The organism is Cupriavidus sp. GW821-FHT02F09, from assembly GCF_059421605.1.
Genome location: NZ_JBWKVH010000059.1, coordinates 1 through 25,191, shown reverse-complemented (window position 1 = coordinate 25,191; position 25,191 = coordinate 1). Strand labels below are relative to the sequence as shown.

25 protein-coding genes are annotated in these 25,191 nt (G+C 63.2%); 6 read left to right on the top strand and 19 right to left on the bottom strand.

Going from position 1 to position 25,191, the window contains the following annotated elements; all coding sequences use genetic code 11:
* Positions 1 to 383 precede the first annotated feature (383 nt).
* Together groES and groL are read left to right on the top strand one after the other, a co-directional pair.
* On the top strand, positions 384 to 674 hold the full coding sequence (gene groES / locus AC07XB_RS35490) for a co-chaperone GroES (protein ID WP_006160236.1): 291 nt from the start codon (positions 384 to 386) through the stop codon (positions 672 to 674).
* A gap of 40 nt (positions 675 to 714) precedes the next feature.
* Entirely contained in the window at positions 715 to 2,358 is a 1,644-nt protein-coding gene (gene groL / locus AC07XB_RS35485) for a chaperonin GroEL (protein ID WP_416047786.1), read from the top strand.
* A gap of 138 nt (positions 2,359 to 2,496) precedes the next feature.
* On the opposite strand, the gene AC07XB_RS35480 is transcribed toward groL, so the two are convergent.
* The 15 genes from AC07XB_RS35480 to AC07XB_RS35410 form a co-directional block, all read right to left on the bottom strand.
* A complete protein-coding gene (locus tag AC07XB_RS35480; protein ID WP_492831726.1) occupies positions 2,497 to 3,285 on the bottom strand; it encodes a metallophosphoesterase in 789 nt (262 codons plus the stop codon).
* Positions 3,286 to 3,368: 83 nt separating this feature from the next.
* Positions 3,369 to 4,037, bottom strand: coding sequence for a methyltransferase family protein (locus AC07XB_RS35475; RefSeq protein WP_492831724.1), 669 nt, complete (start codon positions 4,035 to 4,037; stop codon positions 3,369 to 3,371).
* Between the two features lie 204 nt (positions 4,038 to 4,241).
* On the bottom strand, positions 4,242 to 4,697 hold the full coding sequence (locus AC07XB_RS35470) for a hypothetical protein (RefSeq protein WP_492831722.1): 456 nt from the start codon (positions 4,695 to 4,697) through the stop codon (positions 4,242 to 4,244).
* 158 nt (positions 4,698 to 4,855) lie between these two features.
* Positions 4,856 to 5,875 carry a pilus assembly protein TadG-related protein gene (locus AC07XB_RS35465; protein ID WP_494752824.1) on the bottom strand — a complete coding sequence of 340 codons (1,020 nt, stop codon included), beginning with the start codon at positions 5,873 to 5,875 and terminating at the stop codon, positions 4,856 to 4,858.
* An 82-nt stretch (positions 5,876 to 5,957) separates the two neighbouring features.
* Entirely contained in the window at positions 5,958 to 6,359 is a 402-nt protein-coding gene (locus AC07XB_RS35460) for a TadE/TadG family type IV pilus assembly protein (protein ID WP_492831718.1), read from the bottom strand.
* An 80-nt stretch (positions 6,360 to 6,439) separates the two neighbouring features.
* Positions 6,440 to 7,381, bottom strand: a complete 942-nt coding sequence (locus AC07XB_RS35455; RefSeq protein WP_492831716.1) for a type II secretion system F family protein — start codon at positions 7,379 to 7,381, stop codon at positions 6,440 to 6,442.
* Positions 7,382 to 7,424: 43 nt separating this feature from the next.
* Complete coding sequence (locus tag AC07XB_RS35450) at positions 7,425 to 8,402, bottom strand: type II secretion system F family protein (protein ID WP_492831714.1); 978 nt, start codon at positions 8,400 to 8,402, stop codon at positions 7,425 to 7,427.
* Between the two features lie 13 nt (positions 8,403 to 8,415).
* Positions 8,416 to 9,771, bottom strand: coding sequence for a TadA family conjugal transfer-associated ATPase (locus AC07XB_RS35445; protein ID WP_492831712.1), 1,356 nt, complete (start codon positions 9,769 to 9,771; stop codon positions 8,416 to 8,418).
* Between the two features lie 26 nt (positions 9,772 to 9,797).
* Entirely contained in the window at positions 9,798 to 11,003 is a 1,206-nt protein-coding gene (locus tag AC07XB_RS35440) for a CpaE/TadZ family protein (protein ID WP_492831710.1), read from the bottom strand.
* 52 nt (positions 11,004 to 11,055) lie between these two features.
* The gene (locus AC07XB_RS35435; protein WP_492831708.1) at positions 11,056 to 11,370 is read right to left on the bottom strand and encodes a hypothetical protein; all 315 of its coding nucleotides are present in this window, start codon (positions 11,368 to 11,370) and stop codon (positions 11,056 to 11,058) included.
* Between the two features lie 31 nt (positions 11,371 to 11,401).
* Positions 11,402 to 13,213, bottom strand: a complete 1,812-nt coding sequence (locus tag AC07XB_RS35430; RefSeq protein WP_492831707.1) for a type II and III secretion system protein family protein — start codon at positions 13,211 to 13,213, stop codon at positions 11,402 to 11,404.
* A gap of 72 nt (positions 13,214 to 13,285) precedes the next feature.
* Entirely contained in the window at positions 13,286 to 14,140 is an 855-nt protein-coding gene (gene cpaB, locus AC07XB_RS35425) for a Flp pilus assembly protein CpaB (RefSeq protein ID WP_492831705.1), read from the bottom strand.
* A 349-nt stretch (positions 14,141 to 14,489) separates the two neighbouring features.
* A complete protein-coding gene (locus AC07XB_RS35420; protein WP_492831703.1) occupies positions 14,490 to 15,023 on the bottom strand; it encodes an A24 family peptidase in 534 nt (177 codons plus the stop codon).
* 141 nt (positions 15,024 to 15,164) lie between these two features.
* Positions 15,165 to 15,350, bottom strand: a complete 186-nt coding sequence (locus AC07XB_RS35415; RefSeq protein WP_492831741.1) for a Flp family type IVb pilin — start codon at positions 15,348 to 15,350, stop codon at positions 15,165 to 15,167.
* Positions 15,351 to 15,459: 109 nt separating this feature from the next.
* On the bottom strand, positions 15,460 to 15,645 hold the full coding sequence (locus tag AC07XB_RS35410) for a Flp family type IVb pilin (RefSeq protein WP_492831739.1): 186 nt from the start codon (positions 15,643 to 15,645) through the stop codon (positions 15,460 to 15,462).
* A gap of 1,252 nt (positions 15,646 to 16,897) precedes the next feature.
* Between AC07XB_RS35410 and AC07XB_RS35405 the strand changes: the two genes are divergently transcribed.
* Both AC07XB_RS35405 and AC07XB_RS35400 read left to right on the top strand, forming a co-directional pair.
* The gene (locus AC07XB_RS35405; RefSeq protein WP_492375050.1) at positions 16,898 to 17,995 is read left to right on the top strand and encodes a YjgN family protein; all 1,098 of its coding nucleotides are present in this window, start codon (positions 16,898 to 16,900) and stop codon (positions 17,993 to 17,995) included.
* Between the two features lie 69 nt (positions 17,996 to 18,064).
* Positions 18,065 to 19,234 carry a M48 family metallopeptidase gene (locus AC07XB_RS35400; RefSeq protein WP_492831737.1) on the top strand — a complete coding sequence of 390 codons (1,170 nt, stop codon included), beginning with the start codon at positions 18,065 to 18,067 and terminating at the stop codon, positions 19,232 to 19,234.
* A gap of 3 nt (positions 19,235 to 19,237) precedes the next feature.
* Here AC07XB_RS35400 and AC07XB_RS35395 read toward each other — a convergent pair whose 3' ends face one another.
* Positions 19,238 to 20,287: a LysR substrate-binding domain-containing protein gene (locus AC07XB_RS35395; protein ID WP_492831701.1), complete on the bottom strand. Its 1,050-nt coding sequence runs from the start codon at positions 20,285 to 20,287 to the stop codon at positions 19,238 to 19,240.
* Between the two features lie 77 nt (positions 20,288 to 20,364).
* Here AC07XB_RS35395 and AC07XB_RS35390 point away from each other — a divergent pair, with 77 nt between their 5' ends.
* Positions 20,365 to 21,654 carry an MFS transporter gene (locus AC07XB_RS35390; protein ID WP_492814643.1) on the top strand — a complete coding sequence of 430 codons (1,290 nt, stop codon included), beginning with the start codon at positions 20,365 to 20,367 and terminating at the stop codon, positions 21,652 to 21,654.
* Here the strand turns inward: AC07XB_RS35390 and AC07XB_RS35385 are convergent.
* The 3 genes from AC07XB_RS35385 to AC07XB_RS35375 are packed head-to-tail and all read right to left on the bottom strand — an operon-like array spanning position 21,644 to position 23,667.
* Positions 21,644 to 22,147 carry a TPM domain-containing protein gene (locus AC07XB_RS35385; protein ID WP_492387222.1) on the bottom strand — a complete coding sequence of 168 codons (504 nt, stop codon included), beginning with the start codon at positions 22,145 to 22,147 and terminating at the stop codon, positions 21,644 to 21,646. The two genes, AC07XB_RS35390 and AC07XB_RS35385, sit on opposite strands and share 11 nt — an antisense overlap.
* 6 nt (positions 22,148 to 22,153) lie before the next feature.
* Entirely contained in the window at positions 22,154 to 23,032 is an 879-nt protein-coding gene (locus tag AC07XB_RS35380; protein WP_492831699.1) for a TPM domain-containing protein, read from the bottom strand.
* A 14-nt stretch (positions 23,033 to 23,046) separates the two neighbouring features.
* On the bottom strand, positions 23,047 to 23,667 hold the full coding sequence (locus tag AC07XB_RS35375; protein WP_183035167.1) for a LemA family protein: 621 nt from the start codon (positions 23,665 to 23,667) through the stop codon (positions 23,047 to 23,049).
* 424 nt (positions 23,668 to 24,091) lie between these two features.
* Here AC07XB_RS35375 and dapA point away from each other — a divergent pair, with 424 nt between their 5' ends.
* A complete protein-coding gene (gene dapA / locus AC07XB_RS35370; RefSeq protein WP_492831697.1) occupies positions 24,092 to 25,033 on the top strand; it encodes a 4-hydroxy-tetrahydrodipicolinate synthase in 942 nt (313 codons plus the stop codon).
* Positions 25,034 to 25,191: the final 158 nt, after the last annotated feature.

Here is a 25,191-nt window from a genome sequence, read left to right as displayed (position 1 = left end):
CGCCGTGGATGTGGGTGACGTTGAGCATTGTGCAGCAGGCGAAAGTGCCGCAGGCAACACCACGGGTGGTATACGATGATCCGACCCGGAGACATTGGACTGGTGATTCATGGGTAACTTTCATGTCGGCGAAATCCGTCCGGATTCCATCAGGACGCGAATAAAGATTTCGGCGCGCGGCCAGGCCCCATAACGATTTTCACGACTCCAGGGTAAACACGTATCAAGTCGTTGACTTGAAAACGCTACCCCCCGTCCCTATAATTAGCACTCGTTGGGCATGAGTGCTAACAGACCTCTCCCAGCGTACTAATTCTGCTGGCCGTCAGTGCTGGCGGTCATTTTTGTGAACCTGAAATCACTTTTTGTACCAAGGAGTCCGTATGAATCTGCGTCCTTTGCACGACCGCGTGATCGTGAAGCGTCTGGACAATGAAACCAAGACCGCTTCCGGCATCGTGATTCCCGACAACGCTGCCGAAAAGCCTGATCAAGGTGAAGTGCTCGCCGTGGGCCCCGGCAAGAAGGACGACAAGGGCGCTTCGATCGTCCTCGACGTCAAGGTGGGTGACCGCGTGCTGTTCGGCAAGTATGCCGGCCAGGCCGTGAAGGTGGATGGCCAGGAACTGCTGGTCATGCGCGAAGAAGACATCATGGCTGTGGTGAACAAGTAATCCACGCACCCCATTCGTACAGATTTAGGAGATTCAGAACATGGCAGCTAAAGACGTAGTATTCGGCGACGCCGCCCGTGCCAAGATGGTCGAAGGCGTGAACATCCTCGCCAACGCAGTCAAGGTTACCCTGGGCCCGAAGGGTCGTAACGTGGTGCTGGAGCGCAGCTTCGGCGGCCCGACCGTGACCAAGGACGGCGTGTCCGTGGCCAAGGAAATCGAGCTGAAGGACAAGCTGCAGAACATGGGCGCGCAAATGGTCAAGGAAGTGGCTTCCAAGACCAGCGACAACGCCGGTGACGGTACCACCACCGCAACTGTGCTGGCCCAGTCGATCGTGCGCGAAGGCATGAAGTACGTTGCCGCCGGCATGAACCCGATGGACCTGAAGCGCGGCATCGACAAGGCTGTGGTGAACGCGGTTGAAGAGCTGAAGAAGCTGACCAAGACCACCACCACCAGCAAGGAAATCGCGCAAGTTGGCTCGATCTCGGCCAACAGCGACGAAGTGATCGGCAAGCTGATCGCTGAAGCGATGGACAAGGTTGGCAAGGAAGGCGTGATCACCGTGGAAGACGGCAAGTCGCTGGCCGACGAGCTGGAAGTCGTGGAAGGCATGCAGTTCGACCGCGGCTACCTGTCGCCGTACTTCATCAACAACCCGGAAAAGCAAGTTGTCGCCCTGGACAACCCGTTCGTCCTGCTGTTCGACAAGAAGATCTCGAACATCCGTGACCTGCTGCCGGTGCTGGAACAAGTGGCAAAGTCGGGCCGCCCGCTGCTGATCATCGCTGAAGACGTCGAAGGCGAAGCCCTGGCGACCCTGGTGGTGAACAACATCCGTGGCATCCTGAAGACCGCTGCTGTCAAGGCTCCGGGCTTCGGCGACCGCCGCAAGGCCATGCTGGAAGACATCGCCATCCTGACCGGCGGTGCAGTGATCGCTGAAGAAATCGGCCTGACGCTGGAAAAGGCAACCCTGCAAGAACTGGGTCAAGCCAAGCGCATCGAAATCGGCAAGGAAAACACCATCATCATCGACGGCCACGGCGACGCAGCCTCGATCGAAGCACGCGTGAAGCAAATCCGTGCCCAGATCGAAGAAGCGACCTCGGACTACGACCGTGAAAAGCTGCAAGAACGCGTGGCCAAGCTGGCTGGCGGCGTTGCAGTGATCAAGGTTGGTGCAGCCACCGAAGTCGAAATGAAGGAAAAGAAGGCACGTGTGGAAGATGCACTGCACGCAACCCGTGCAGCCGTGGAAGAAGGCATTGTCCCCGGCGGCGGTGTGGCCCTGCTGCGCGCTCGCGCTGCCATCGCTAACCTGACCGGCGACAACGCTGACCAGAACGCTGGCATCAAGATCGTGCTGCGCGCCATGGAAGAGCCGCTGCGCCAGATCGTGCTGAACGCTGGCGAAGAAGCTTCGGTCGTCGTGGCCAAGGTTATCGCAGGCAACGGCAACTACGGCTACAACGCCGCCACCGGCGAGTACGGTGACCTGGTGGAAATGGGCGTGCTGGACCCGACCAAGGTGACCCGCACCGCGCTGCAGAACGCTGCTTCGGTCGCATCGCTGATGCTGACCACCGACTGCGCTGTTGCCGAACTGCCGAAGGATGACTCGGCTCCGGCAATGCCGGGCGGCATGGGCGGCATGGGCGGCATGGACGGCATGATGTAAATCTGCCGGCCTGCCAAACGGCAGCCTGCTGTACCCGCATCACCCGTAGTAGCAAAAACCCCCGCTGGCGCGAGCCGGCGGGGGTTTTTGTTTATGGGGCGACAGCACCGGCCGAAGGGGCGCCGTCGCGGGAAAGGCTTACAGCTCCACCGTGTAGCACCAGTCGAAGGCCGGGTTCTCCAGTTCGCCGGTCTTGCGGCGGATATAGCCGCGCGGGTTGCACACCACGCGCGCATCTTCCAGGCGGTAATCGAAGCCGGTATGCGTATGGCCGTGCACCCACAGGTCGGCCTGCGCGACCAGATCCGGCCTGCGCGAGATAAAGCCGGCGGAGACCAGATCGTGGGAGAAGCGCGGGTCGAGGCTGCCGAGATCCGGCGCATGGTGGGTCACCACCACCGTCTTGCCGGCAAAGGGCGTGGCGAGCTGCGCCGCCAGCCAGGCGCTGGCCGCTTCGTGCCGCGCCAGCGCGTCGGCCGTGGTGAAGCGGCGCCGCTGGCCCTCGCCATCCGCCACCTCGATCAGGCGGTGGTCGACCATCACGCCGGCGCAGGCCAGCATCGACTCCTCGCGCCGGTTGGCGCCAAACAGCGAGTAATCGGTCCACCAGGTGGTGCCGATCACGCGCACCGGCTCGCCTGCCAGGTTGTCGAAACAAGCCACCGCGTCATTGAGCACGCGCACATGCGGCGCCGCCCCGGCGGCCTCCGCCATCGCCGCGTCCACTTGCTCGAAGGCGCTCTCATAGTACTCGTGATTGCCCGGCACATAGACCACCGGCCCCGAAAAGGTGCGCGCGGCCCAGTCGACGCCGGCACGGCCATTGGCGATATCGCCGGCCAGCACCACCAGGTCGGCGGGGCAGTCGGGTATCGCCGCCGGTATGTCGTGTTCGAGGTGCAGATCGCTGAGGATGCGGATCTTCATGCTGGCTCCATGCGGTCCGTGCGCTGGCTCTAGGCGCGGATATGCATGGATTCTACATCGCGAACGTCAAAAGCCTGGTTGGCTTAGAAGATGCCCGGCAACACGCGAAAGCGTACCTTGTCCCGATATGCCACATACTCGGGATCGTCAGACAGAAGCTTCTCTTCGCGTGCGATACGAACCCCCTGTAGTACGAACTGCCCAGCATAGACGAGCACATTCTGCAGCCCAAAATTCGCAAGCAGGAAGCCGATGTCGGCGATGAGGTAGCCGAGATATATCGGATGCCGCACGACCCGGTATGCGCCGCTCGACACAATCCCGCGATTGGCCGGCAATAGTCCGAACGAGCATCGCAGCGACACCTTCGCGAAGATCTGCCATAAAAGCCCCGCAATCTGCAGACCGGCGCCGATCGCCTCGGGCAAGATCCGCACACCGGGTGCGAGCTGAATCGCAAGGAAATAGTAAGTGCCAAAGAGCGAGCAGAGCACGGCGACGGGGCTCCAGTCGCGCCGGGCCGGTACCCGTACTATCAGCGACAGACCAACTGTCAGGCACTCCGTCGCTACAATGAGCAGCAACGTGATGCGCGTTGGGTCAGCGAGCCAGTGCTCGACCGCCGCATAGGCGAAGGCAGCGAACAGAAATGCGGTGGCACTTCGTAGACATACTTCCATCGCCATTGCGCGAAGCCGCGTCATCGTCGGAACCGGTTCCTTTACAAGCTGCGCAGACTGAATGTCAAACATAGGGCCCCCTGAATGTCTTATTAGTGGATTTCTATCCCAAAGTCTCTTATTTTTCTTAGGTGGTGTGCCCCAATCCCCATGACCTCGCCTCGAGGGGAAGCTTGACGGCAATCGCTGCGTGCGCAGGCTAAGGATTGCGGTAATTAACGGCCATTTGCATTTGCAAAACTGGTTTGTCCCAACCGCCTCCGTCGCGGATTGTGTTCAAGTACGACACGAGCCACCGATGGTTGCCTTGTCTTCTAAATTCGTCGATGCTTCGCTGATACGGCTTCGGCCGTCGGGGAGGGGCACGGATTCTTCCAGCTCTTCCCTTAGCGCCCGAATCTCTCTTGCCAACAAGATGTTCACGAGCTTGAGGCGACGGTTTTCGCCTTCCCGCTTTTTCAGCGCCTTTCGCATCTCCGCCAGTTGCCGATGCAGAACCGGGATTTCGGTGTTTTGCTCAGTCATGATGGCTTCGCGACCATCTTTCAGGATTCCACGGATCTGCGCCGCCACCGCGGGATAGCGTTTGTGGATGGTGGCGTTGGAAACGCCCGCTTCTTCGGCAACGGCAGCGATACTTAGTCGCCGCGCACGGCCAATTCGCGTCGGAATGCCTTGGAGAATGCGGGCGATGGCGCTTTCAATCTCCTGTTTTGTGAATTCAGAGCCCACGGTGCGCCTCCACTAGTTCAATAGAGAATGCCGCCTGCCAAGTGTCAAAGAAACATGGTGCTTCCCTGATTATCTTTCTCATGCCTTGCCTCTGCGGGTCTCGGTCGTGGATGGGGAAAATGGAATCCAGTACTCTCTTCCATCCTCCTCGATCAGTTCTACCCGGCCAGGCGCGGCGGCACGTAAGCGCCGTAGTACGGCCCTACGCCACCGCCGCTGTTGGGTATCTTGTAGTTGCCAACGAAAGACCCAGAAATATATTTTGGAGTTCCGGTCCTGCTCACTGCCGTGATCTTGAACGCAGCAAAAGCAACTATGGGTTCCGACTGGCCGGGTACGACCTGACTCACCACTGGGATCGCCACGGTCTGGCCGATCAGCGGCTGAACAGCCTTATATACGCTGTCAGCAACCCCGTTATTCAGAAAAATAATATTTTGATTAATTGAGAGCGTGCTGGTATTGCCGGTTGATATCAGGCTGGTAACCGTGGACGCGCCAACCTGTCCGGTAGCATTGAAGGCAGTCCATTGTCCGTTATCGCAGGGGCCGTCAGTCGCGGAGCTGTAACTGTCATTAATATTGAATACATAAGGCTGGTTGGTGGTGGGATCGATCTTGGGTTGTCCTTTGGTGGAGTCCCAGTACTTCTGGTACTGGCATAGGCCGATCGCCAGCGGGAGAAGAGTTCCTGGCCCCACGGCACCTGGCGCGGCGATCACCGCCACCGCCGTGGCTCGGGCCGGCTCGGAGGCGATGCCAAAGAACGAAGCCAATAGCATGCTGACCGGGCTATTGCTGGTGCCGGTGGTGCGGCTGACGGTAACCTGGATGGCAGCCGCATCGTTCGGCCCAGGCGTACCCGGGGTGCCGGGCGATTGCAGGCCCTTGGCACGGCTCAGGTCCCAGTAGCCGGATTGCACCTGACCCTGGGCGCTAACCAGCTTGACGCCTTCGGTGGCATTTAACGTGATCGCCTGGGTGCCTTGCGTTATGCCGTTTGCCCAGTTGGGCGAGGTGGGACTAGCTGGGTCGGGCGGATAGAGGCCACCGGCTCCCGCCAAGGCCGCCGCATCCGCCGCATTCTGTAGTTCGTTGCGCACGATCATCAAACGGGCCACGTCAATTGCCAGTGCGGTAAACGCGAGCATGAAGGTCAGCAGAAAGGGGGTCATCAAGCCGACCGCACCGCGCTGGCGGCGGGTACGATTTCCATGGGGTCTCATTGCGCACCTCGTTGCGTGACTGTTGGAATTGGTTTTATTCGTACTTCATGATGCTTGCTGCGTTGATCTGTAGTGGACCGTTAAGGGGGGCAAGGAGCGGGCCGAGCAGCAAGCCGTTAAACGTATAGGACACCAGCACTTGCAAGCGACTTCCAGTGTTAGTGTTGCCGTCAAGATTGGTGACGGTGACAGTGGGAGTTGTGGCGGTGCCGAAGTTCACGAGGTTGTTTTGGCTATAGTTCAGCGCTACTGTGCGAATTGCGCTAGTGGTCATCGGGGTCGTCTGGAGCATTACCCCCGCCCTCGCTGCCTCGCGGCTGGCATTGGTGATGATGGCCCGGTCATAGAGTGCCGTCCCGAACTCGATGGTCCCGAACACGACCAACAGGAGCAGGGGAAACACAAGGGCGAATTCGACCCCAGCGGCGCCGGACATGCTCGACGCGCCACGCCGATGCAGTGGCTTCATAGCTCTTGCGTAAGTGGGCATGGTAGTAATCTCCGTCAAAATACGCGTTACTGATTTGCAACCGATCTCAGCGCTGTGGATATCTGGATGGCGGCAGGACCTAGCAGCACGACGAATAGCGAAGGAAAAATACAGAAGATCAACGGGAACATCAGCTTGGTTCCGATCTTGGTGGCACGCTCCTCTGCCAGCATTTGGCGCTTGGTACGCAGCATGTCGGCATGCACACGTAACGAGTCGGCCACGCTGGTGCCGAAGCGATCGGCCTGGATCAGCATGCTGACCAGCATGTCGACATCGCTCACTCCCGTGCGCATGGCCAGGTTGCGCAGGGCCCTCTCCCGGGGCAATCCCGCGCGAAGTTCCAGCGTCAGCAGTTCATATTCATCGGCCATCGCGCGGCGCCCGCCGCGCATTTCCTCGACCACGCGCAGGATTGCGGCATCTAGTCCGAGGCCAGCTTCGACGCAGACCATGATCAGGTCCAGGCTATCGGGGAACGCTTCGAAGATGTCGCGCTGGCGCCGGTCAATCTTGATCCGAAGGATGAGGTTGGGGAGGTAGAACCCCAGAACTGCCGAACCAAGCAGCAGATACAGGACTGATGTTTGATGGCTGTGGTCAAAGCGCCCGATCAGGAACGCAGACAAGATCAGCGGCAGGCCGAAAGCCAGCAGGGTCTTGGCACCAAAATAGAATGGGATTGCCTCGGGTGCACGCCAGCCGGCATTCATGAAGCGAGTGCGCAGGGAAGAGGATTCCCAGCCCTCTTTGGGGATCGATAGCCGGGCAAGCGGCGTTGTGACCTGCTCGATTTTCTTCAGCCAGCCTGCTTGTCTGTTGTCCAGCCAGGACGGCGGATTTTCCTGGTTGATCTGGCTCACGCGCCGCTGCACCACATTCTGGCGAAGTACAGACATCGCGATCCAGGCGGCGCCGAACACGATCAAAAAGGTTCCTGCCATTAATACGATTTGCGCGATCAGCATGCTTTTCCGGGTTGGTCCCGCCTCCGATGTAAAGGGCTGGTTGTCAGACGTGGATGCGAATGATGCGCCGCATCCATATCACGCCGAAGATCGTCATTGCCGTCGAAACCCAGAGCAGACGAATGCCAGTCGGATCCGTCCACAGTGAGACAATGAGGCTTGGATTGATCGTATACAGGACCCCTCCCACCGCTGGCGGCAACATGGTCAGGATCCAGGCGCCCAGCCGACCTTCCGCGGAAAGCACGCGAACCTTGTCCATCAACTGCAGGCGCTTGCGAATGATGGTGCCGACGTTGTCCAGAATCTCGGTCAGGTTGCCGCCAGACTCACGCTGAATTAGCACCGCGATAACCAGGTAGCGCAGATCCTCGATGGGCACGCGATCGGTCAGGCCGGTCAGTGCATCGTTCATCGGCACGCCATAATTGATCTCGCTGAAGACGATGCCAAGTTCGGTGCCGATGGGGCCCGGCAGTTCATCTCCGGCCATGCTAAGCGCACTGGGCAATGAGTGTCCGGCGCGCAAGGCTCGGCTGATCATGTCGGCCGCCTCGGGCAATTGTTGCTCGAGCTTGAGCAGCCGTTTGCCGCGGCAGCGACGAACGTACAGCAGCGGCAGCGCGGCGATGCCTGCGGCAAGCATGAGCAGGGCCGGCAAAGGCATCAAGAGCAGTTGTCCCAGGCCGGCCATGATTGCTGGCAGCGTGACGGTGAACAAGATAAGGCGCCCCACCGACCAGTCCAGGCCGGACTGCAGCAGCATCCGATCGAGTGCGGCGGAGTGTGGCAACCGCTGCAGCAGCCGTGCCAACTCCGGCGACTCGCTCAGCACGCGCTGTTTCAGGATACTGCCATCCTTGCCGTGACCGGCGCTGTTCAGCAGGGCGGCCTGCAGGCGCTGGCTGAGTCGCCGCGCGGTCTGGCTATGGCGACCATGCCACCACTGGTATGTCCCCATCACCAGAAGCACGATGGCGACAAAGAGCGAGAGTGCGAAGCCCAGCATCGTGGTGTCCATGATCCGTCCTCCCTTAGACCTCGTGTTGCACGGTGGGGTCGTACAGTGTTTCCGGCAGCTGAATGCCGAAGGCTTGCAGGCGTTCCGAGAACTTTGGCCGGACGCCCGTGGCACAGAAATGGCCCTTGATGCGGCCATCACGGTCCACCCCCTTGCGCTTGAAGGTAAAGATCTCTTGCATATTGATGATCTCGCCCTCCATGCCTGTGATCTCCTGCACGCTCATCAGCTTGCGGTTGCCATCGGTCAGGCGCGAGACCTGTACCACCACTGTCAGCGCGGAAGTGATCTGCTGACGCATGGTCTTGGTCGGCAGCGACAGCCCCGCCATGCTCACCATGTTCTCGAGCCGAGTCAGGGCATCGCGTGGGGTGTTGGCGTGAATGGTGGCGAGCGACCCTTCATGGCCGGTGTTCATCGCATGCAGCATGTCCAGCGCCTCGCCGGCACGCACTTCGCCAAGGATGATCCGGTCGGGGCGCATGCGTAGCGCGTTCTTGACCAGCGCGCGTTGCGTGATTTCTCCGCGCCCCTCGATATTGGGCGGCCGCGTTTCCAGCCGCAGCACGTGGTTCTGGCGCATCTGCAACTCGGCTGCGTCCTCAATGGTGACAATGCGCTCGTCGGCGGGAATAAAGCCGGACAGGATATTGAGTAGCGTGGTCTTGCCGCTGCCGGTGCCGCCCGAGATCAGGATATTGAGCTTGGCCTTCACCATGGCCTCCAGCAGTTGCGCCACCTGCGGGGTGAAGGTCTGTCGCCCAATCAAGTCTTCGACGGTGAGCGGTTTGACCGCGAAGCGCCGGATAGATAGCAGTGGGCCGTCGATCGCCGAAGGTGGGATGATGGCATTGACGCGTGAACCGTCTGGCAGGCGGGCGTCTACCATGGGGCTGGATTCATCGATGCGACGCCCCACGCGCGACACCATTTTCTCGATTACCCGCATAAGATGCGCATTGTCGAGAAAGGTGATATCGGTCAGCTCCAGCTTGCCGTTGCGTTCCACATAGACCTGCTTTGCCGTGTTGACCAGGATGTCGGAGACGGTCGGGTCCGCGAGCAATGGCTCCAGCGGGCCATAGCCCAGCATCTCGTCCTGCACGTCCGACACCAGACTGCGGCGTTCGAGCTCGTTGACGGGATGATTGCCTTCCTCGATGATGCGTTCCACCAGCTGCGCAAGTTCACGCTTGACCTGCTCCGGCGCCAGTTGCTGCAGCTTTCCCAGTTCCACGCGCTCGATGATGGTCTGGTGGATTTCCTTGGCTAGCTGCTGGTAGGCCGCACTGGCGGTGCCATTTGCATGGGCGACACGCTGGGGCAGGGCTTCGCCCGCCTGCTGGTAGAGTTGTTCTCGCAATGACATGATGCGCTCCGCTCAGAAGATTTGGATCAGGCCTGCCGCTCTAGACGCATGGCGGGTGCCACCCGGTTGCCTTGGCCGAACAGCTTGCTCAAAATTCCCTCGCTCCGGGGCGCGCTCTCGGGGCAAATCTGACTCGCCATCTTCACCAGTGCGCGGGCAATCTGGCTGCCCTCAGCCAGTTGCAGCACCGGCACCCCCTGGCTGATGGCGTCGCGCACTGCTACCGGATCGTTCGGCAGCGAGTGGGATGTCGGCATGCCGAACGTCTCTTCCAACAGGCGCAGGCTAATCGGCGCATGCTTGTCGTATTGATTGACGATCAGCCGCAGTCGGTCGGCGTGATAGCCGAGCGACTGGCATATATCGAGCAATCGGCGGCCGGCACGCAGGTAGGTCAGATTGAGTTGCAGTACGGGATAAATCAGGTTGCTATGGTCCAGCACATGAATGGATGCGGGATTGATGTCCTGGCCAACGTCGAAGATCACCACATCGTATTGCGGGACGACCAATGCAAGGATGCGCTCCAGGTGCGCGGCTTTGATCTCGCCCGCCTTGACCGGATCACCAGCTCCGGGCAACACATCGAAGTCTTTGCCGATATGGGTGACGCAGGCATCCAGCAGGGACGCGTCCAGCCGGTCGATTTGCCTGCAGACGTCGGTCAGCGTGGCTGGTGGGACCTGATCGGTTACCAGGAACGCAGCATCGCCATATTGCTGGCTCAGGTCAACCAGCAGCACGCGCTTGTTGTGCTTTTCCGCCAACACGTGGCCAACGTTGGCGGCGATGAAGCTGGTGCCGCTGCCCCCCTTGCAAGAGAGAAACGACAGTACTTGGCCCTCGCTCCGGCTGCTGCCGACGGCGTGGCTGGTACAGCGCTGCAACTCGTCACGAAACTCCTGTGCATCGGGTGGCCACGGCAGCACGCATTGCACGCCGGCGCGCATGGCCCGCATTAGAAGGTCGGCCGAAGGGCTCTCGGTCACCAGCATGCAGAGCGTGTCTTGCTGATTGGTCAGGCGACGGCGCAACTGGCTGAGGTCGTCGGCTGAAAAGCTGCGCGCCTCCAGGATCAGCAGGTCGCTCCCCTGCGTCAATCCCGGTTGGGAAAGGGCGCGCGTCGGCGTAGTGTGCACCTGTTGCACCACGTGGTTGGCGGCCTGCGCAATCAGCGCGGCGATTTGTTGCCGGCGTGTCTCATCGGCGGAAACCACTGCGATCTTTGCCATTTTCTGTTGCTCCCCGAAGCGGTGTGCTTGCCTGTCGTGCGGTTTTCCTGCCCTACCGGCCCATGGAGCTAAGCGATGATCCGCCGGAACTGCCGACGCCAACCGCGTAGCCATTGGGGTCGGACTGGGGCGCGCTAAACGATGTGTTATAGCGGTCCATCGCGGCTGTGGCAGCGCGGCCGTCGATCCCGTCGACGGGGTTGTTGTTGAGCGAAGCTACTGGATTGAGGGTCTGCATGGAACGCACGGTACGCACCGCGTCGCCGAAGCGGGTGTCATAGACCGGAGTCGATGTCATGCAGCCGGCCAGCGTGGCGCCAAGCCCGCAGCACAGCCCAATGCGACCCAGTATCGAAATGATCTTCATGATGTTCTCCTTGATCGTGGCGGGCGACGGATTACTGGATGACGTCCGTACTCGGGGCTGCATTTGCAGGGAGGTTGACATCGGCCGCCACAACAGCCGCGGCCGCTGGCGGCTCGATGCTGGTGGTCGGTGCAGCGGGTGTCGCAGACGGCACGGGCGGCGCTGGCAAGGCGGCTGGCGCCGGGTTGTTGGCCGGCTGACTCGTGGGGTGTCCTTCCATGTTGCCGTTGAGGTAGACCGCGCCCGGTATCGTGGGGCCAAAACTGTCAGTCGGCATCGGGTAGTTGGCCGGCAATGGCTTGACCAGCCGCGGCGTAACCACAAACAGCAACTCGGTCCTGTCCTGCTGGAAGTTGGTACTGCGCAGCAGGGCGCCGACCACCGGCAGTTCACCGACGCCAGGCAGGGCCTTGAGGCTGCCGGTGATATTGCTCTTGATCAGGCCGCCGATGGCAAAGCTCTGGCCATCCATGACCTGCAGCGTTGTGGACGCGCGGCGTGTGTTGATCAGCGGCAGGATGGTGGTGCCCGCGACATTGGGCGCGGTCAGCGCCACACCGGTGGGCGACAGCTCAGACACCTCGGGCGCTACCTTCAGGTTGATGCGGCCATTTTCCAGCACCGTCGGCGTGAATCGCAGGCCGACGCCGAAGGTTTCTTCCTGCAACGTGATGGTTGTTCCGCCCGTGCCATTACTTTGCGGCACGGGGATAAAGACCTTGCCGCCAGCCAGGAAACTGCCTTCCTGGCCGCTGATCGCCATCAGATTGGGTTCAGCCAGGATCTTGACCAGGCCATCGCCTTTTTGCGCATCCAGCGCGAACTTCAGTGGCAGCTTATTGGCCTTGCTGAACTGAAGCAGGTCGGTCGCGCCGGACAGGAAGTTGGCCAGCAGGCCGAACGTCCAGCTGCCGAAGGCCCCGTTCAGGTTGACGGCGGCGCCCATCTGGTCGATCAGGGTCTTGGAGACCTCGGCGACCTTGACTTCCAACATCACCTGCTGCGGCGATTCGACCGACATCATATTGATGATACGGGGGCTGCGCAGGGGCTGGCCACCACTTGCTCCCGCCCCCATTGCACCCAAACCCATACCGCCCATGTTGGCACCATTCATGGCAAGCATCGGCATCGGCGCGCCAAGGGCGCCGGTTTGTTGCGGCGGTGCCTGCAATGGGCTGCGGACCTGACGCATGACGAACGCGTTGGCGATATCGAGGATCTTCTGTGCCTGGACGGAATCCGCCACGGTGCCGGTCAGCACCAGACTGTCGGCGGCAGCCGACACGCGCACGCGCCTGGCTTCGGGCAGCAGATCGTGCAAGGTCGCCTGCAGTCCGCCGGGGTCGGCGCCGACGATGACGTCGATGACGCTGCAGCGGCCACTCTTGCCTTGCATGATCATATTGGTGGTGCCCACGTCCAGTCCGAGCAGGTAAAGCGTTTGCGGCGAGACCAGCATGGCCTGGACGATGCTCGGGTTGCCCAAGGTGCGCGTGCGCACCGGCTCCGGCAGCGACAGCATGCGTGACTTGCCGACAGGCAATACCACCTGTTCCGGCTCGCTTGCCGCGCTGGTGCAGGTGGGGGTCTTGCTGCCTCCATCCGCAGGCGCCGCAGGCACGTTAGCTGCGCCAATGGTGAACTGGATTGGGCCACTGGCGGCCAGCTTGAGCGGCTGCGCTGCGGCTACGTGAGTCTGGGCCTGTGCGCTGGCGTCGGCTGTCTGTGCCTGTGCGGCGCCCAGCCACATTCCGCCCAGGGCCGCGGCAGCCACCGCCGTCGTGGTTAGCTGCGGTCCGATGCGACGCCGTACGCCGCTGAGGTCGATGATTCGGTCCATGTCTTTCCCCCGGATGGTTGACCCTGCAAAGCAGGGTCTGGCACTGCATTGCTTGTTGTTCTTACGTGTGATTCAGAAACATTCCTGGTTCTGATGGATACCGCTAATGACCCCCACGCAGGTGCTGGAGATAGCCTTTTGCGCAACGGCAACCCTGCGCACTACTTCTAGTGTTTTAACGACGGGTGCGGCAGCGGCAATCAGAGCAGGTTCCTTCAGCAGGGTGTTCTTGGTGGCGCCCGCGGTTTCCACCGGACGCGGGTCCACCTGGTTGCGCAGTACCAGCGAGAGGGTGCCCACGCTGCGTGCCAGGTCAAGCTTCTCGGCTTCGTCGGGAGAGACCTCCAGCGTCACCGCATTGACCACCTTGGGCTGGGTCTCGTCACGATTGACCTCCTGCGCCACTGCCAGCACCAGGATCTTTTCCAGCACAATCTTTGAGATCGACTGCTCTGAGCGATCGCTGGTGGCGTTCTTGTTGGCGGCTTCTTTCTGCGTGTTGACGATGATGTCAACGAAGCTGCCGGGCAGGGCAAAGCCGGCCACGCCCACCACATCGTTAACACGCACGGTGATGGCGCGCTTGCCATCGGCAATCACCGCAGACAGGCCTCCCTTGGTGCCGACCGGAGTCAGCTTGGATTCCAGTACTGGCTCGCCGCGCAGCACACTGGTCTTGGTCACGCGGCCGTCAATGGCGCGCTGATCGTTGATGACGCCCGGCGGCAGGCTTGCCGCAGGCCAGTCCACCAGCTTGACGAACTCCGGAGTCAGGCGCTGGCCCAGGTTGATATCGGTGGCGGCCACCGCGACCTTGGTGACACCGCTGGCGCTTTGCTGCAACAGCCAGCGCGAGGCGAATCCAACCGCGCCCAGTCCGGCGGCGGCGGCGATGACCAGCATGATCAGGATGCGCAGGTTTTTCATTTTGCGAGACCTCCTCGGTTGTGGACAAATTCGTTGCTACCGTACGAGCGCAGGCAACGGGCGTCCGGCGCAGGCCGGCAATGCCGGTCAGCTAGGCTATGTGAGCGTGATGCGGGTAAAGCGCGCTGGTCAGCTGTGTCGCCAGCGGTTAATGCTGTGCGGCGCAGGCGAGGGCTCTGTTGGCCTCGATTGGCTTTGGTCTTGGCTCATTGCTTTTCCCCTTTTGGCCTCTGGTCCGAAGCCCTTTATTTGACACCCGCTTTGTTTTGCGCTCCCATTCCTTTAGCGGAACGGATTGTCTTTTTGCTCTATTGCTTAGCTTCACTATCCGTCGTGCCAGCTCGGCGACTCAGAGCGCCCCCCATTTCACCAGCAACGTTCCTGCGGCGATCGCCACGGCAAATGGCAGCTTGATGCTCCGGCTGGTTCGCTGTTCGTCGTTCACCGACGGCATGGCGCGCGCGCCGAACGGTAGCGAAAGCAGCAAGGTTGAGAGACTCGCCAGGGTTCGCCGCGATTCCTTTTTAAGCAACATCATGCTTAGCGCCAGCACCCCCCCGGCGAGGCAACTAATCACGGCCACATGCGCGGCGCCTAGTGGCCCGGTAAAGGCGCCAATCGCGCCCATCAGTTTTACGTCGCCCGCTCCCATGCCGCCCAACAGGTAGACACCGATGAACAGCGCCAAGCCTGTTGCCATACCGGAAAGCCATGCCCAGCTTCCAGCAGCGGGACCACACGCCACCCACTGCACACCAAGGGCGATAGCCAGGCCCGAGCCCACCAGCCAGTTGGGAACGCGACGTGTGCGTATGTCGCAGACGGCGGCGGTGGTCACGAGCGCGATGAGGCTCAAATCTGCCAGGATGGGTGCGGTTGTCATAAGGGCATGTCCTAATAAGGCGTTTGCAGTACCTGAGACGGGCAACTTGCCCCGCCGCATCTCTCGCAAACAGCAAAGGTCATTTGCCAGACCAGAGCCGGTGCAGATGGCGTTGGCCTGGATCCCTGAGGATACTTAGCCTTAACCGGCGGCGGTGGCGGCGGCGCTCAAGCCGCCAGCGATTGCGTTAAGAATCGCGTTGACGCTTCCACCGATGCCGGTACCGACCGAGACAATGATTACTGCGACGAGGGTCAGCAGAAGCGCATACTCGACGCCCGCTGCCCCTTCCTCTTCATGCACAAAGCGTTTGATGCTTTCGGACAAGGTGTTCATGTCCATCTCCTTCACACGTCATGGATAACGGGAAAAAGGGGCCGGTCAGACCAACGCCGCTTCAGATGGCGTTGGTCTGGATCCCGGAAGAGATTTAGCTTTAGCCGGCGGCGGTGGCGGCGTTGCTCAATCCCGTAGCGATTGCGTTGAGGATCGTCTTGACGCTGGCACCCATACCGGCACCAACCGAGACAAGGACCACTGCCACGAGGGTCAGCAGTAGCGCATACTCAACGCCTGCAGCCCCATCTTCTTCACGAACAAAGCGCTTGATACCCGCGAACATGGTGTTCATGTCCTTCTCCTTCACGTCATGGTTAAAGGGAAAAAGCGCCCGCTGAGATCGGGCACAAGATTCGGCCGGTGGTACCAGCCATGGCCAAGACAGGGGGATTCCTCAATGACGGATGCACGCTGGCGCTACAGCGATGTAGGAATCGCTGTCTCCCCGGTGCGCACACGACAAGGCGGGCCTCCCGGCTCCACCAGTTTCCAGGAAACCTGCCAGGCTGGCGTGCCAACCGGCTGATCCTCACCTGACGCATTGCCGTTTCCGCGGCTTTTTGCGCCTTGGTAGGTGCCGCGGGCCGATTCTTTCCTCCCTCAGGAATCGGTCCCGCGCCTGAAATTGCTGCAAAACTGCTTGTGATCACCGCACCGGTGCGTTGCATATCACTGGTGCAGCGTGGGCCATGGATACTCAAAATTGCGCTGGCCCAGCGCCAAACCTCCCCGCGAAGCGCGCCCTGTCACGGCCGCCGCTCCCCCCCCGTTCAATCTCTCGTCGTGATGTTCTCGCTGGTGGTTTGCACCCCTTTGCTCCACATCCCTGGCGTACCGTGTTCGTCTATCCGGTCGCTCTGATCTTTGTAACGACGATAAGAGCGACGAACGTGCCAGCGACGCTAAGTATTTGATTAAATTGGTGATGTTTTTTGGCCACTTGTTACATCGCCGATTTCTTGTAACAGGATGTTTCCTTGTTGTTACTGCCTTGACCGTCGCTTGCGTGCACTGCAACATCGTTATGCCGTCGAAAAGCGATGTATTGAGTGCTTATCGGCATCTCCAAGTGCGCGATAGGGCGCGCAAGATGCTTTCTGCGACCCTAAGGCAGAGGCGGCGCGAGGGTAATTGCGCAGGTGTATTCGGGTGGTGGAGCAGTCGCCGCACGACCGTGCGAACTGTTGCAGCGGTGATACTCCGCGGTGCAAATGGGTTATGCGCCCTGAGGCACGCAGACACTGCGAAAGGTGGAGCGGCACGGTTACGCACGCGCCAAAAGCATGCGCCGGCGACAAAAGATGTAGCCGGATCGGTGGGTGAATGTGGGCTAACTCACATTGGCCAAGGCTTTTCCTCGCCCTGTTGGATGAGTAGGGAACTTCCTGCCATGCCGGGCGAATACGATTGATTTGGTTGCATTCCTGATACATTGCTGGCCGCTATGCCGGGATAAGAGATATCGTCGCGCGGCGTGCGGGCACCGCGGTTAGCCGGCGCATCGCCAATTTGCACAATTCACGGGAGAAAGCAGGATGCAGCTAGACAACAACGCGTTCCACGCGCCGGCATATGAGCAGCCGGCCGCCACGGTGCGTCCTCTGCGGTTCGAGTTCATCGGCTCGGGCTCCGAGTTTTTCCGCATCTGGATCGTCAATACCTTGCTGACCATTGTCACGCTGGGCATTTATTCGGCCTGGGCCAAGGTTCGCACGATGCAGTACTTCTACCGCAACACGCGGCTGGACGGCGCGAGCTTCGACTACCACGGCCGTGCCTCGGCCATCCTCAAGGGCCGAGCCATTGTGTTTGGCCTGGCGATGGTGTTCCAGCTTGCCAGCCACATTTCCCCGTTCCTGGCATTGGCGCTGGGCCTGGCTGTGGCGGTGGTGTTTCCGCTGCTGCTGGTACGGTCCCTGCGTTTTCGCATGGCGAACTCCAGCTACCGCGGCCTGCGCTTCGCCTTCACCGGGAGCGATGCCCAGGCCTACAAGGTGTTCCTGCTCTGGCCCGTGCTCACGGTGCTCAGCCTCTATGCGCTGGCGCCGCTGGCGCACCAGCGCTTCAAGCAATACCAGCATGACAACACCCGCTTCGGCACCGCGCCCTTCGGCATCAGCGCGAGCGCGGGCGGCTTCTATGGCGTCTACCTGCGCGCATTCGGCATGATGGTGGCGGTCGTGGTGGGGATGAGCGTGGTCGGCGGCATGCTGGGCAGGGGCATCGGCGCCGGGATTGGCGCTGGCATGGGGGCGGGCATGGGCGCGCCGGTGGTGGCGGCGATCATGGCTGTCATTGGCTTTTTCGTGGCGATGATGGCGATCGGCCCCTTCTTCATGGCGCGGTTGCAGAACCTGGTATGGAATCACACCACGCTGGCGCCGCACGCGTTTCGCAGCGAGGTCAAGGCGGGCCGCCTGTTGTTTATCTTCGCCACCAACATGATCGCCAATGCACTGACGCTGGGCCTGTTCCTGCCGTTCGCGCGCGTGCGTTCGATGCGCTACCGTATCGAGAGCATGACCATGCTCGCGGCGGGTCCGCTGGACGCCTTCGTGGCCGGCGAGACGCAGCAGGTTGGCGCGCTGGGCGACGCCGCGGTGGACTGGTACGACATCGACATCGCACTGTGACCGCGCTGTGACCACAGTCATCGTAGTCATCGCCGTGCCAGCTTCGTTTACTTCGATACCAAGGCCTTGATGCAGGATATCCCCGACGCCACGGCCACCGCCCCGGTAGCCGCCACTTACTTCGACGGCCGCTCGTCGCGTGCCCATCGGGTGATGCTGTCCATCGAAGGGCGCGATGCGGTGCTGCGCGAAGCCGATGGCACGGTGCTGCGCCGCGCGCCGCTAGCCGCGCTGCGCGTCTCCGAACGGGTCAAGCGCGCGCCGCGCCTGGTCACGTTTGCCGACGGCGCCTTCTGCGAGGTCACCGACCACGCCGGCTTTGCCGCATTGCTGGGCGCCAGCGGCCACCGCGAGGGCTGGGTGGTGCGTGCGCAGAACAGCTGGCGGCTGGCGCTGCTGTCGGTGCTGGGTCTGGCCGCGGCGCTGCTGCTGGGATATTTCTACGTATTGCCCTGGGGCGCCGGCATGGTGGCGCGCAGCGTGCCGCCGGCGCTGGAAGCCCGCCTCGGCGAGGCCACGCTCGCCAGCATCGATCAGGGCTTGCTCATGCCCTCGGCCCTGCCGCAGGCGCAGCAGCAGCGGATTCGTGCCGACTTCGCCGCGCTGGTGCGCCCGGCCGATCCAGGCCACGAGTACAAGATCCTGTTCCGCCACGGCGGCAAGCTCGGGCCCAACGCGCTGGCCCTGCCGGGCGGCACCATTGTGGTGACCGATGAACTCGTCAAGCTGACCGGCGTGGGCCCGGGCCTTATGGGCGTGCTCGCCCACGAGGCCGGGCACGTGGCCGAGCGCCATGGCCTGCAGCAGATCCTCCAGGCCTCGGCGGTGGGCGCGCTGGCGGCCTATTTCTTTGGTGACTATTCCACCGTGCTGGCAGGCGTGCCCGCCGCGATCCTGACCCTGCGCTACTCGCGCGACCATGAGCGCGCGGCGGATGCGTATGCGGTGGAGGTCATGCAGCGCAACCACTTGCCGGTGTCGGCGTTTGCCGACGTCTTGCAGGCGCTGGAGGACGCCCACGCCCGGCAAGCGCAAGTCCAGGCGGCCAAGGCCGACGGCGGGGGTGACGCCAGCGCGCCAGCCGCCTCCGGCGAGCGCGAAACCAAGCGGGAGCGCCGCAGCCGGCGTGCCGCGGAGGATGGCGGCAACAACGGGGATGGCGACGATGGCGACAGTTTCTTCTCCACCCATCCGCTCACGCGAGAGCGCATCGAGGCGCTGCGGGCGGCCGGACGCTAAGTCTCAGGCGCCCGGCTGCGGTGCATTGGGCTGAGGTGCAGCAAGCGGCGCGCGCAGGGCGACGGCCGCCACCTGGCTTTGCAGCCAGCTATGGAACCGCAGGATGGCCTTCTCGCGCGGGTTGCCTTCGCGCCAGGTCACCCAGTAATGCAGGCTGGACGGGATGCGGGTGGTGCCGATCTGCACCAGTTCGCCGCTGGCAAGGTAGTCGCTGGCGAGTTGCAGGCGCGCGGTGGCCACGCCAAGTCCTGCCACTGCCGATTGCAGCATCATGCCGGCGTCCTGGAAGATCGGCCCGCGCTCGGGTTCCGTGCCAGGCAGGCCGGCGCTTTCCAGCCAGTCGCGCCACGGTCGCAGCGCGAAGCGCAGCATTGGCAGGCGCGGCAGGTCGGCCAGCGTGAAGCCGGGGTAGCGCGCGAGCAGTGCCGGGCTGGCTACCGCGATGACATGGTCTTCGATCAGGTTGTGGCAGGCAAAGCCGGGCAGGTCCACGCGCTGGTGCCAGATCCCCACGTCCACCGAGTACGGATCGGGCGGCGTGATCTCGGCGTGCAGCCGCAGGTGCAAGTCAAGCCCTGGCAGGGCCGCGTGCAGGCTCGGCAGGCGGCGGATCAGCCACGCGTTGGCCAGGTCGGCCATGACGCTGACTTCCAGCCGCACCACCTGCGGGGCACCACCGTTGCTGGCCTCGCGCAGGCCGTCTTCCAGTTCCGCCAGCCCGTCGCGAATCCGCTCGGCCAGCCGCGCACCGACATTGGTCGGCATCATCAGGTGGCCGGTGCGCTGGAACAGCTTGGTGCCCAGCTTGTCCTCCAGCGCGCGCAGATGGTGGCTGATGGCGCTGTGGGTCAGCGCCAGTTCCTCCGCAGCGCGCGAGAAACTGCGGTGGCGGGCCGCGGCCTCGAGCGCCCGCAGTGCCTGCAGCGCGGGCAGGTGGGGGGCGCGCTGCGAGCGCAGCGGCTCGGGTGGCGGGGCGGGTTCAGCCGGGCGGGTGGGCAAGCTGGGCTGGCCGGACAGGCCAATCTTGGTAGGTTTGGGGTGTCGGGAGGTCATTGCCGTCAAATTCTACTCACAATTGCGGCGGGTATCTTTCGTTGGTGTTGCACGCGGCGACTGACGACAATGCAGGCATGAATTCTGCCAATGTATCCACCCCTGCCGCTGCGGCGCCGTCTCCTGCTTCCCAGACTGGCGATCCTGCGCTGGCGGCTGCCCGCTGGCGCGTGCTTTGCATCTTTTCGCTGGGTTTCCTGGTTTCCTATATCTTCCGGGGCGTCAACCTGGGCTTCGCGCCGCATTTGATCCGCGAGATGGGGCTGGGTGCCGCCGACCTGGGGCTGCTGACCAGCTTTTACTTCCTGGGGTTTGCCTGCGCCCAGTTACCGGCTGGGCTGATGCTCGACCGCTTTGGCCCGCGTCGCACCGAGGCGGCATTGCTGCTGGTGGCGGTGGCTGGCGCGCTGGTATTCGCCTCGGCGACCAGCATGGCCGCGCTGGCGGCAGGGCGCTTGATGATCGGCGTGGGCGTGTCGGTTTGCCTGGGGGCTGCCATCCAGGCCCTGTCGATCTGGTTCCCCCTGTCGCGCATGCCCTTGCTCAATGGGGTGGTGATGGCGATCGGTGGGCTGGGCGCCGTCGTGGTGGGCGCGCCGCTGGGCTGGCTGCTGTCGTGGACCGACTGGCGCACCGTCAGCTATGGGCTGGCCGGGTTGACGCTGGCCATGGCGGCGCTGCTGTGGCTCGGCGCCCCCGAGACCAGCCGCGCTGGCAAGCAGCGCCTTGCCGAACAGCTGCGCGGCACCTGGCAAGTCTTTCGCAATGCGCGCTTTTTGCGCGTGGTGCCGCTGGCCCTGCTCAATCAAGGTGTGTTCCTGGCGGTGCAGACGCTGTGGGTCGGTGCCTTCCTGCGGGACGTGGCCGGCTATTCGCCGGAGCAGGGCGCTCGCCTGGTGTCGGTGATCGGCTTTGCCATGATGGGCGGCTGCGTGTGCGCCGGCTGGGCCGCGCGCCATCTTGAGCGTGCCGGCGTGAGCCTTTACACCTTCGCCGGCGTCGGCATGAGCGGGTTCATCGTGATCCAGTGCCTGATCATGGCGGGTGTGCCGCTGCCGCCGGCGTTGCTGTGGGCGGCCTATGGCGTGTTCGGCTCCAGCGGCATCCTGGCCTATGCCGTGCTGGCGCGCAGCTTCCCCGATGCGCTGATCGGGCGCGCCACCACGGCGCTGACCTTGACGGTGTTCCTGTCCACCTTTGCCTGCCAGGTTGGCATCGGGCTGGTGCTGGACCTCTGGCCCGCCGATGCGGGCCGCTACCCGAAGGCGGCGCACCTGAGCGTGTGGGGCGGGCTGGTGGCGCTGCAGGTACTGGCCGCGCTGTGGTACATGCTGGGGGCGCGTCGCGCAAGCAGCGCTACAGCATGACCGGGCGGTCGTCGAGCTCGTTCGGATTGGGCCGGTCGCCCGAGGGGAAATGCTGCGCCAGCTGATGGTGGATCTTTTCCACCGCCGCCAGCACGGGTTTGACCGATAGCTCCCGGGCCAGCCCGCTCGCGAGTTCGCCGCAGATGGCGCGCCAGGTTTCCGGGGCCACGCGGGCATCGATGCCACGGTCGGCCAGCAGCTCTACCGCGTGATCCGCCAGGTTGATATAAAGCAGCACCCCGGTGTGGCCTTCGGTGTTCCACACCTCCAGCGCGCCGAACAGGGCGCGGGCACGGGCGCGCGGGCTGGTGCCGGAGAAGGCCAGCGCCAAGGGCAGGCTGGATTCGATCACGACACGGACTTCGCCGTGATGCCGCTGCTCGCCGGCGCGCACCGCCTGCTGCAGTTGCTGCTGGGCGTCGGCGGGGAAGAGTTTGCTGGCGGCGCCGGGGCGCGTGCCGAGATGGCGCAGGGCGCGTTTGAAGTGTGGCATGTGTCGTTACCAGTTGCCGGAGGCGCCGCCTCCGTCGAAGCCACCGCCGCCGCCGCCACCGAAGCCACCGCCACCACCGCCACCGAAGCCACCGCCACCACCTCCTCCGAAGCCACCGCCGCCGCCGCCACGTCCCCAGCCGCCACCCCCGAGACCGCCAAGGGTGCCGCCCAGTCCGCCGGCAGCCGCGTCCCAGCCGCGCCCGCGCGTCACGATCCGCGAGCCGCCCGAGCGGCGGGCCGCGGAGATGAAGAAGAACAGGATGATGGCGAGCGGGAACAGCACCGGCAGCCAGTCGGTCCACGAGCCGCTCTGGGCGGCCTTGGCGCCGGCCTGCGGGCCGGGCAGGGCTTCCTTGTCGATGGTGGCCTGGATCGCCGAGACGCCGGCCGCGATGCCGCCATAGAAATCATTCTGGCGGAAGTGCGGCGCCATCACGTCCTGCAGGATGCGCTTGGACATGGCGTCGGTCAGCGAGCCTTGCACGCCGCGCCCCACTTCCAGGCGCATCTTGCGCAGGCCGGGCGGGTTGTCCTTGGCGATCAGCAGGATCACGCCGTCGTCGATGCCCTTGCGCCCGGCGCGCCAGGCGTCGGCCACGCGGATGCTGTAGGCATCGATGGGCTCGGGATCCGTGGTGGGCACCATCAGCACGAAGATCTGGCTGCCGCGCTGCTGCTCGTACTCTGCCAGCACGTTTTCCAGCGCGCTGCGCTGGCTGGCGCTGAGCGTGCCGGTGAGGTCGGTGACCCGCTGCGTGAGCGGCGGCACCGCGACAAAGCCGTCGCCGGCGGCCATGGCCGGGAACGCCAGCAGCGCGCCCAGCCACAGCAGCAGCGCCAGCATGGCGGCTGTCCAGCCACTGCGCTCAGAGGGATTGCGCATAGGTATGTCCGGGGTCAGAACTTCACCGTGGGCGGTGCCGAGATGGCCTTCTCGTTCTCCACCGTGAACGACGGCTTGACCGGGTACTTGAAGATCATGGCGGTCAAGTTGGTGGGGAAGCTGCGCGCCAGGATGTTGTAGTCGCGCACCGCGGTGATATAGCGCTGGCGTGCTACCGTGATGCGGTTCTCGGTGCCCTCGAGCTGCGATTGCAGGTCGCGGAACGACGCATCGGCCTTGAGTTGCGGATAGTTCTCCGACACCGCCAGCAGGCGCGACAGCGCGCCGCTCAGCTCGCCCTGGGCTTGCTGGAAGCGCTTGAAGGCTTCGGGGTCGTTGAGGGTCTCGGGCGAGACCTGGATGCTGGTGGCCGCGGCGCGGGCCTTGGTCACGGCTTCCAGTGTCTCGCGCTCATGCGTGGCATAGCCCTTGACGGTATTGACCAGGTTGGGGATCAGGTCGGCGCGGCGCTGGTACTGGTTGATCACCTCGCCCCAGGCCGCCTTGACGGCCTCGTCCTTGGACTGGAAGTCGTTGTACCCGCAGGCGGACAGCAGGCTTGCGCACAGGGCCAGCATGAGCCAGCGCAGCACAGAGCGCCCGCAGGACAGTGACAGGGAAGGGGATGCGCGCATCGAAGACTCCGGAATTCGTGGAGTCCCCAGTGTAGCGCAGGGGCCGGCCGGCGCAAGCGAATCGGCCCGGGTGCGGTTGACGGCAGGCCGGCCGTCCCGGTAGATTGTCGTTTCTGCCGTGGTTGCCACGGTGTGCTCCCATTCAGCCCCAACCTGCCATGCGCGCTGTTTCGTCGATTTCCGCACTTGTTTGCCCTGCCTCGCAGCGGCAGGTGCCGGCGCGCGCCAAAGCCAAAAAACAGCCGCTCGTCTGACCGGGGCGCTGCTTCCGTCAGATGAGCGACGGAGCGGCACCTGCGTACCAGCGTACAGGGGCGAGGCCAGGTTTGAAGGTTCAGGCTTTCCCACTGCCCCACGCGGGCTCATCTGCCACCCGGCGCGCTTCTGCACGGTTTTTATTGACCGGTCGTACAGGAGTGATTCGATGCAAACAGTAGATCAAGCCCAAGCCCAACAAGTCCAACAGGATTCGCAGGCACAACACGTCTTTTCAGGAATCTGGCTGCCATTGGTGACGCCATTTGCCGACGGTTCGGTCGATTTTCCCGAGCTGGCCCGCCTGGTGGTGCACTACGCCGGCAGCGGCATCGCGGGGATCGTGGTGTGCGGCAGCACCGGTGAGGCGGCCGCGCTCGATGAGGCCGAGCAACTGGCCGTTCTGGATACGGTGCTGGCCAGCGCCGGCAGCTTGCCGGTGATGATGGGCGTGGCGGGCAGCCAGGTGAAGCAGGTGCAGGCGTGCGTGCGCCGGCTGGCTGGGAGGCCGCTGGCCGGGCTGCTGGCGCCCGCGCCTTATTACGTCCGTCCGTCGCAGGCCGGCCTGCTGGATTATTTCCGCATGCTGGCCGACAGCGCCCCCGCGCCGCTGGTGCTGTACGACATTCCCTACCGGACCGGCGTGAAGCTGGAGACGGAAACCATCCTGGCGCTGGCCGCGCATCCGAATATCCGCGCCATCAAGGATTGCGGCGGCGATTACCAGGGCACGCAGGCCGTCATTGCCGACGCTCGCTTGAGCGTGCTGGCGGGGGAGGATCACCAGTTACTGGGCACGCTGTGCCTGGGTGGCACGGGCGCGATCATCGCTTCTGCGCATCTGTATCCGGCGCTGTTCGTGGCACTCGCGCAGGCGGTGGCGGGGCAGCGGCTCGAGCATGCGCGCCGGCTTTTCCATGCCGTGATGCCGATGATCAAGCTGCTGTTCGCCGAGCCCAATCCGGGCCCGCTCAAGGCCATGCTGGCGCGCGAGGGATGGTTGCGCAATGAGCTGCGCGCGCCGATGACGCCCGCCAGCGCCGCCCTGGAGGTGGCGCTGGCGCGGGCCTGCGAGCGGCTTGGGGCGGCTGTTCCCGAGTTGCTTGGCTGACTTGGTGGGCGTTTGAGTTATCGAGTTTTCGGGCGGGCGACTGCTTAACTTCAACTGCAGCTTCAACGGCTTAAGGGCAAGGGCAACTGCAGTTTCACCTCCCCTGCGGGGAGGCGACCTACTTTCTTGTCTCGCCAAGAAAGTAGGCAAAGAAGCGA

Excerpts from the sequence above, each read along its gene's own strand:
- dapA (WP_492831697.1), top strand. The coding sequence starts at position 24,092 with ATGCAAACAGTAGATCAAGCCCAAGCCCAACAAGTCCAACAGGATTCG.
- AC07XB_RS35400 (WP_492831737.1), top strand. The coding sequence starts at position 18,065 with ATGCAGGATATCCCCGACGCCACGGCCACCGCCCCGGTAGCCGCCACT.
- AC07XB_RS35405 (WP_492375050.1), top strand. The coding sequence starts at position 16,898 with ATGCAGCTAGACAACAACGCGTTCCACGCGCCGGCATATGAGCAGCCG.
- AC07XB_RS35435 (WP_492831708.1), bottom strand. The coding sequence starts at position 11,370 with ATGAAGATCATTTCGATACTGGGTCGCATTGGGCTGTGCTGCGGGCTT.
- AC07XB_RS35430 (WP_492831707.1), bottom strand. The coding sequence starts at position 13,213 with ATGGACCGAATCATCGACCTCAGCGGCGTACGGCGTCGCATCGGACCG.
- AC07XB_RS35480 (WP_492831726.1), bottom strand. The coding sequence starts at position 3,285 with ATGAAGATCCGCATCCTCAGCGATCTGCACCTCGAACACGACATACCG.
- AC07XB_RS35440 (WP_492831710.1), bottom strand. The coding sequence starts at position 11,003 with ATGGCAAAGATCGCAGTGGTTTCCGCCGATGAGACACGCCGGCAACAA.
- AC07XB_RS35420 (WP_492831703.1), bottom strand. The coding sequence starts at position 15,023 with ATGACAACCGCACCCATCCTGGCAGATTTGAGCCTCATCGCGCTCGTG.
- AC07XB_RS35445 (WP_492831712.1), bottom strand. The coding sequence starts at position 9,771 with ATGTCATTGCGAGAACAACTCTACCAGCAGGCGGGCGAAGCCCTGCCC.
- AC07XB_RS35380 (WP_492831699.1), bottom strand. The coding sequence starts at position 23,032 with ATGCGCAATCCCTCTGAGCGCAGTGGCTGGACAGCCGCCATGCTGGCG.
- cpaB (WP_492831705.1), bottom strand. The coding sequence starts at position 14,140 with ATGAAAAACCTGCGCATCCTGATCATGCTGGTCATCGCCGCCGCCGCC.
- AC07XB_RS35410 (WP_492831739.1), bottom strand. The coding sequence starts at position 15,645 with ATGTTCGCGGGTATCAAGCGCTTTGTTCGTGAAGAAGATGGGGCTGCA.
- AC07XB_RS35375 (WP_183035167.1), bottom strand. The coding sequence starts at position 23,667 with ATGCGCGCATCCCCTTCCCTGTCACTGTCCTGCGGGCGCTCTGTGCTG.
- AC07XB_RS35385 (WP_492387222.1), bottom strand. The coding sequence starts at position 22,147 with ATGCCACACTTCAAACGCGCCCTGCGCCATCTCGGCACGCGCCCCGGC.
- AC07XB_RS35475 (WP_492831724.1), bottom strand. The coding sequence starts at position 4,037 with ATGTTTGACATTCAGTCTGCGCAGCTTGTAAAGGAACCGGTTCCGACG.
- AC07XB_RS35390 (WP_492814643.1), top strand. The coding sequence starts at position 20,365 with ATGAATTCTGCCAATGTATCCACCCCTGCCGCTGCGGCGCCGTCTCCT.
- AC07XB_RS35450 (WP_492831714.1), bottom strand. The coding sequence starts at position 8,402 with ATGGACACCACGATGCTGGGCTTCGCACTCTCGCTCTTTGTCGCCATC.
- AC07XB_RS35455 (WP_492831716.1), bottom strand. The coding sequence starts at position 7,381 with ATGCTGATCGCGCAAATCGTATTAATGGCAGGAACCTTTTTGATCGTG.
- AC07XB_RS35460 (WP_492831718.1), bottom strand. The coding sequence starts at position 6,359 with ATGTCCGGCGCCGCTGGGGTCGAATTCGCCCTTGTGTTTCCCCTGCTC.
- AC07XB_RS35395 (WP_492831701.1), bottom strand. The coding sequence starts at position 20,287 with ATGACCTCCCGACACCCCAAACCTACCAAGATTGGCCTGTCCGGCCAG.
- groES (WP_006160236.1), top strand. The coding sequence starts at position 384 with ATGAATCTGCGTCCTTTGCACGACCGCGTGATCGTGAAGCGTCTGGAC.
- groL (WP_416047786.1), top strand. The coding sequence starts at position 715 with ATGGCAGCTAAAGACGTAGTATTCGGCGACGCCGCCCGTGCCAAGATG.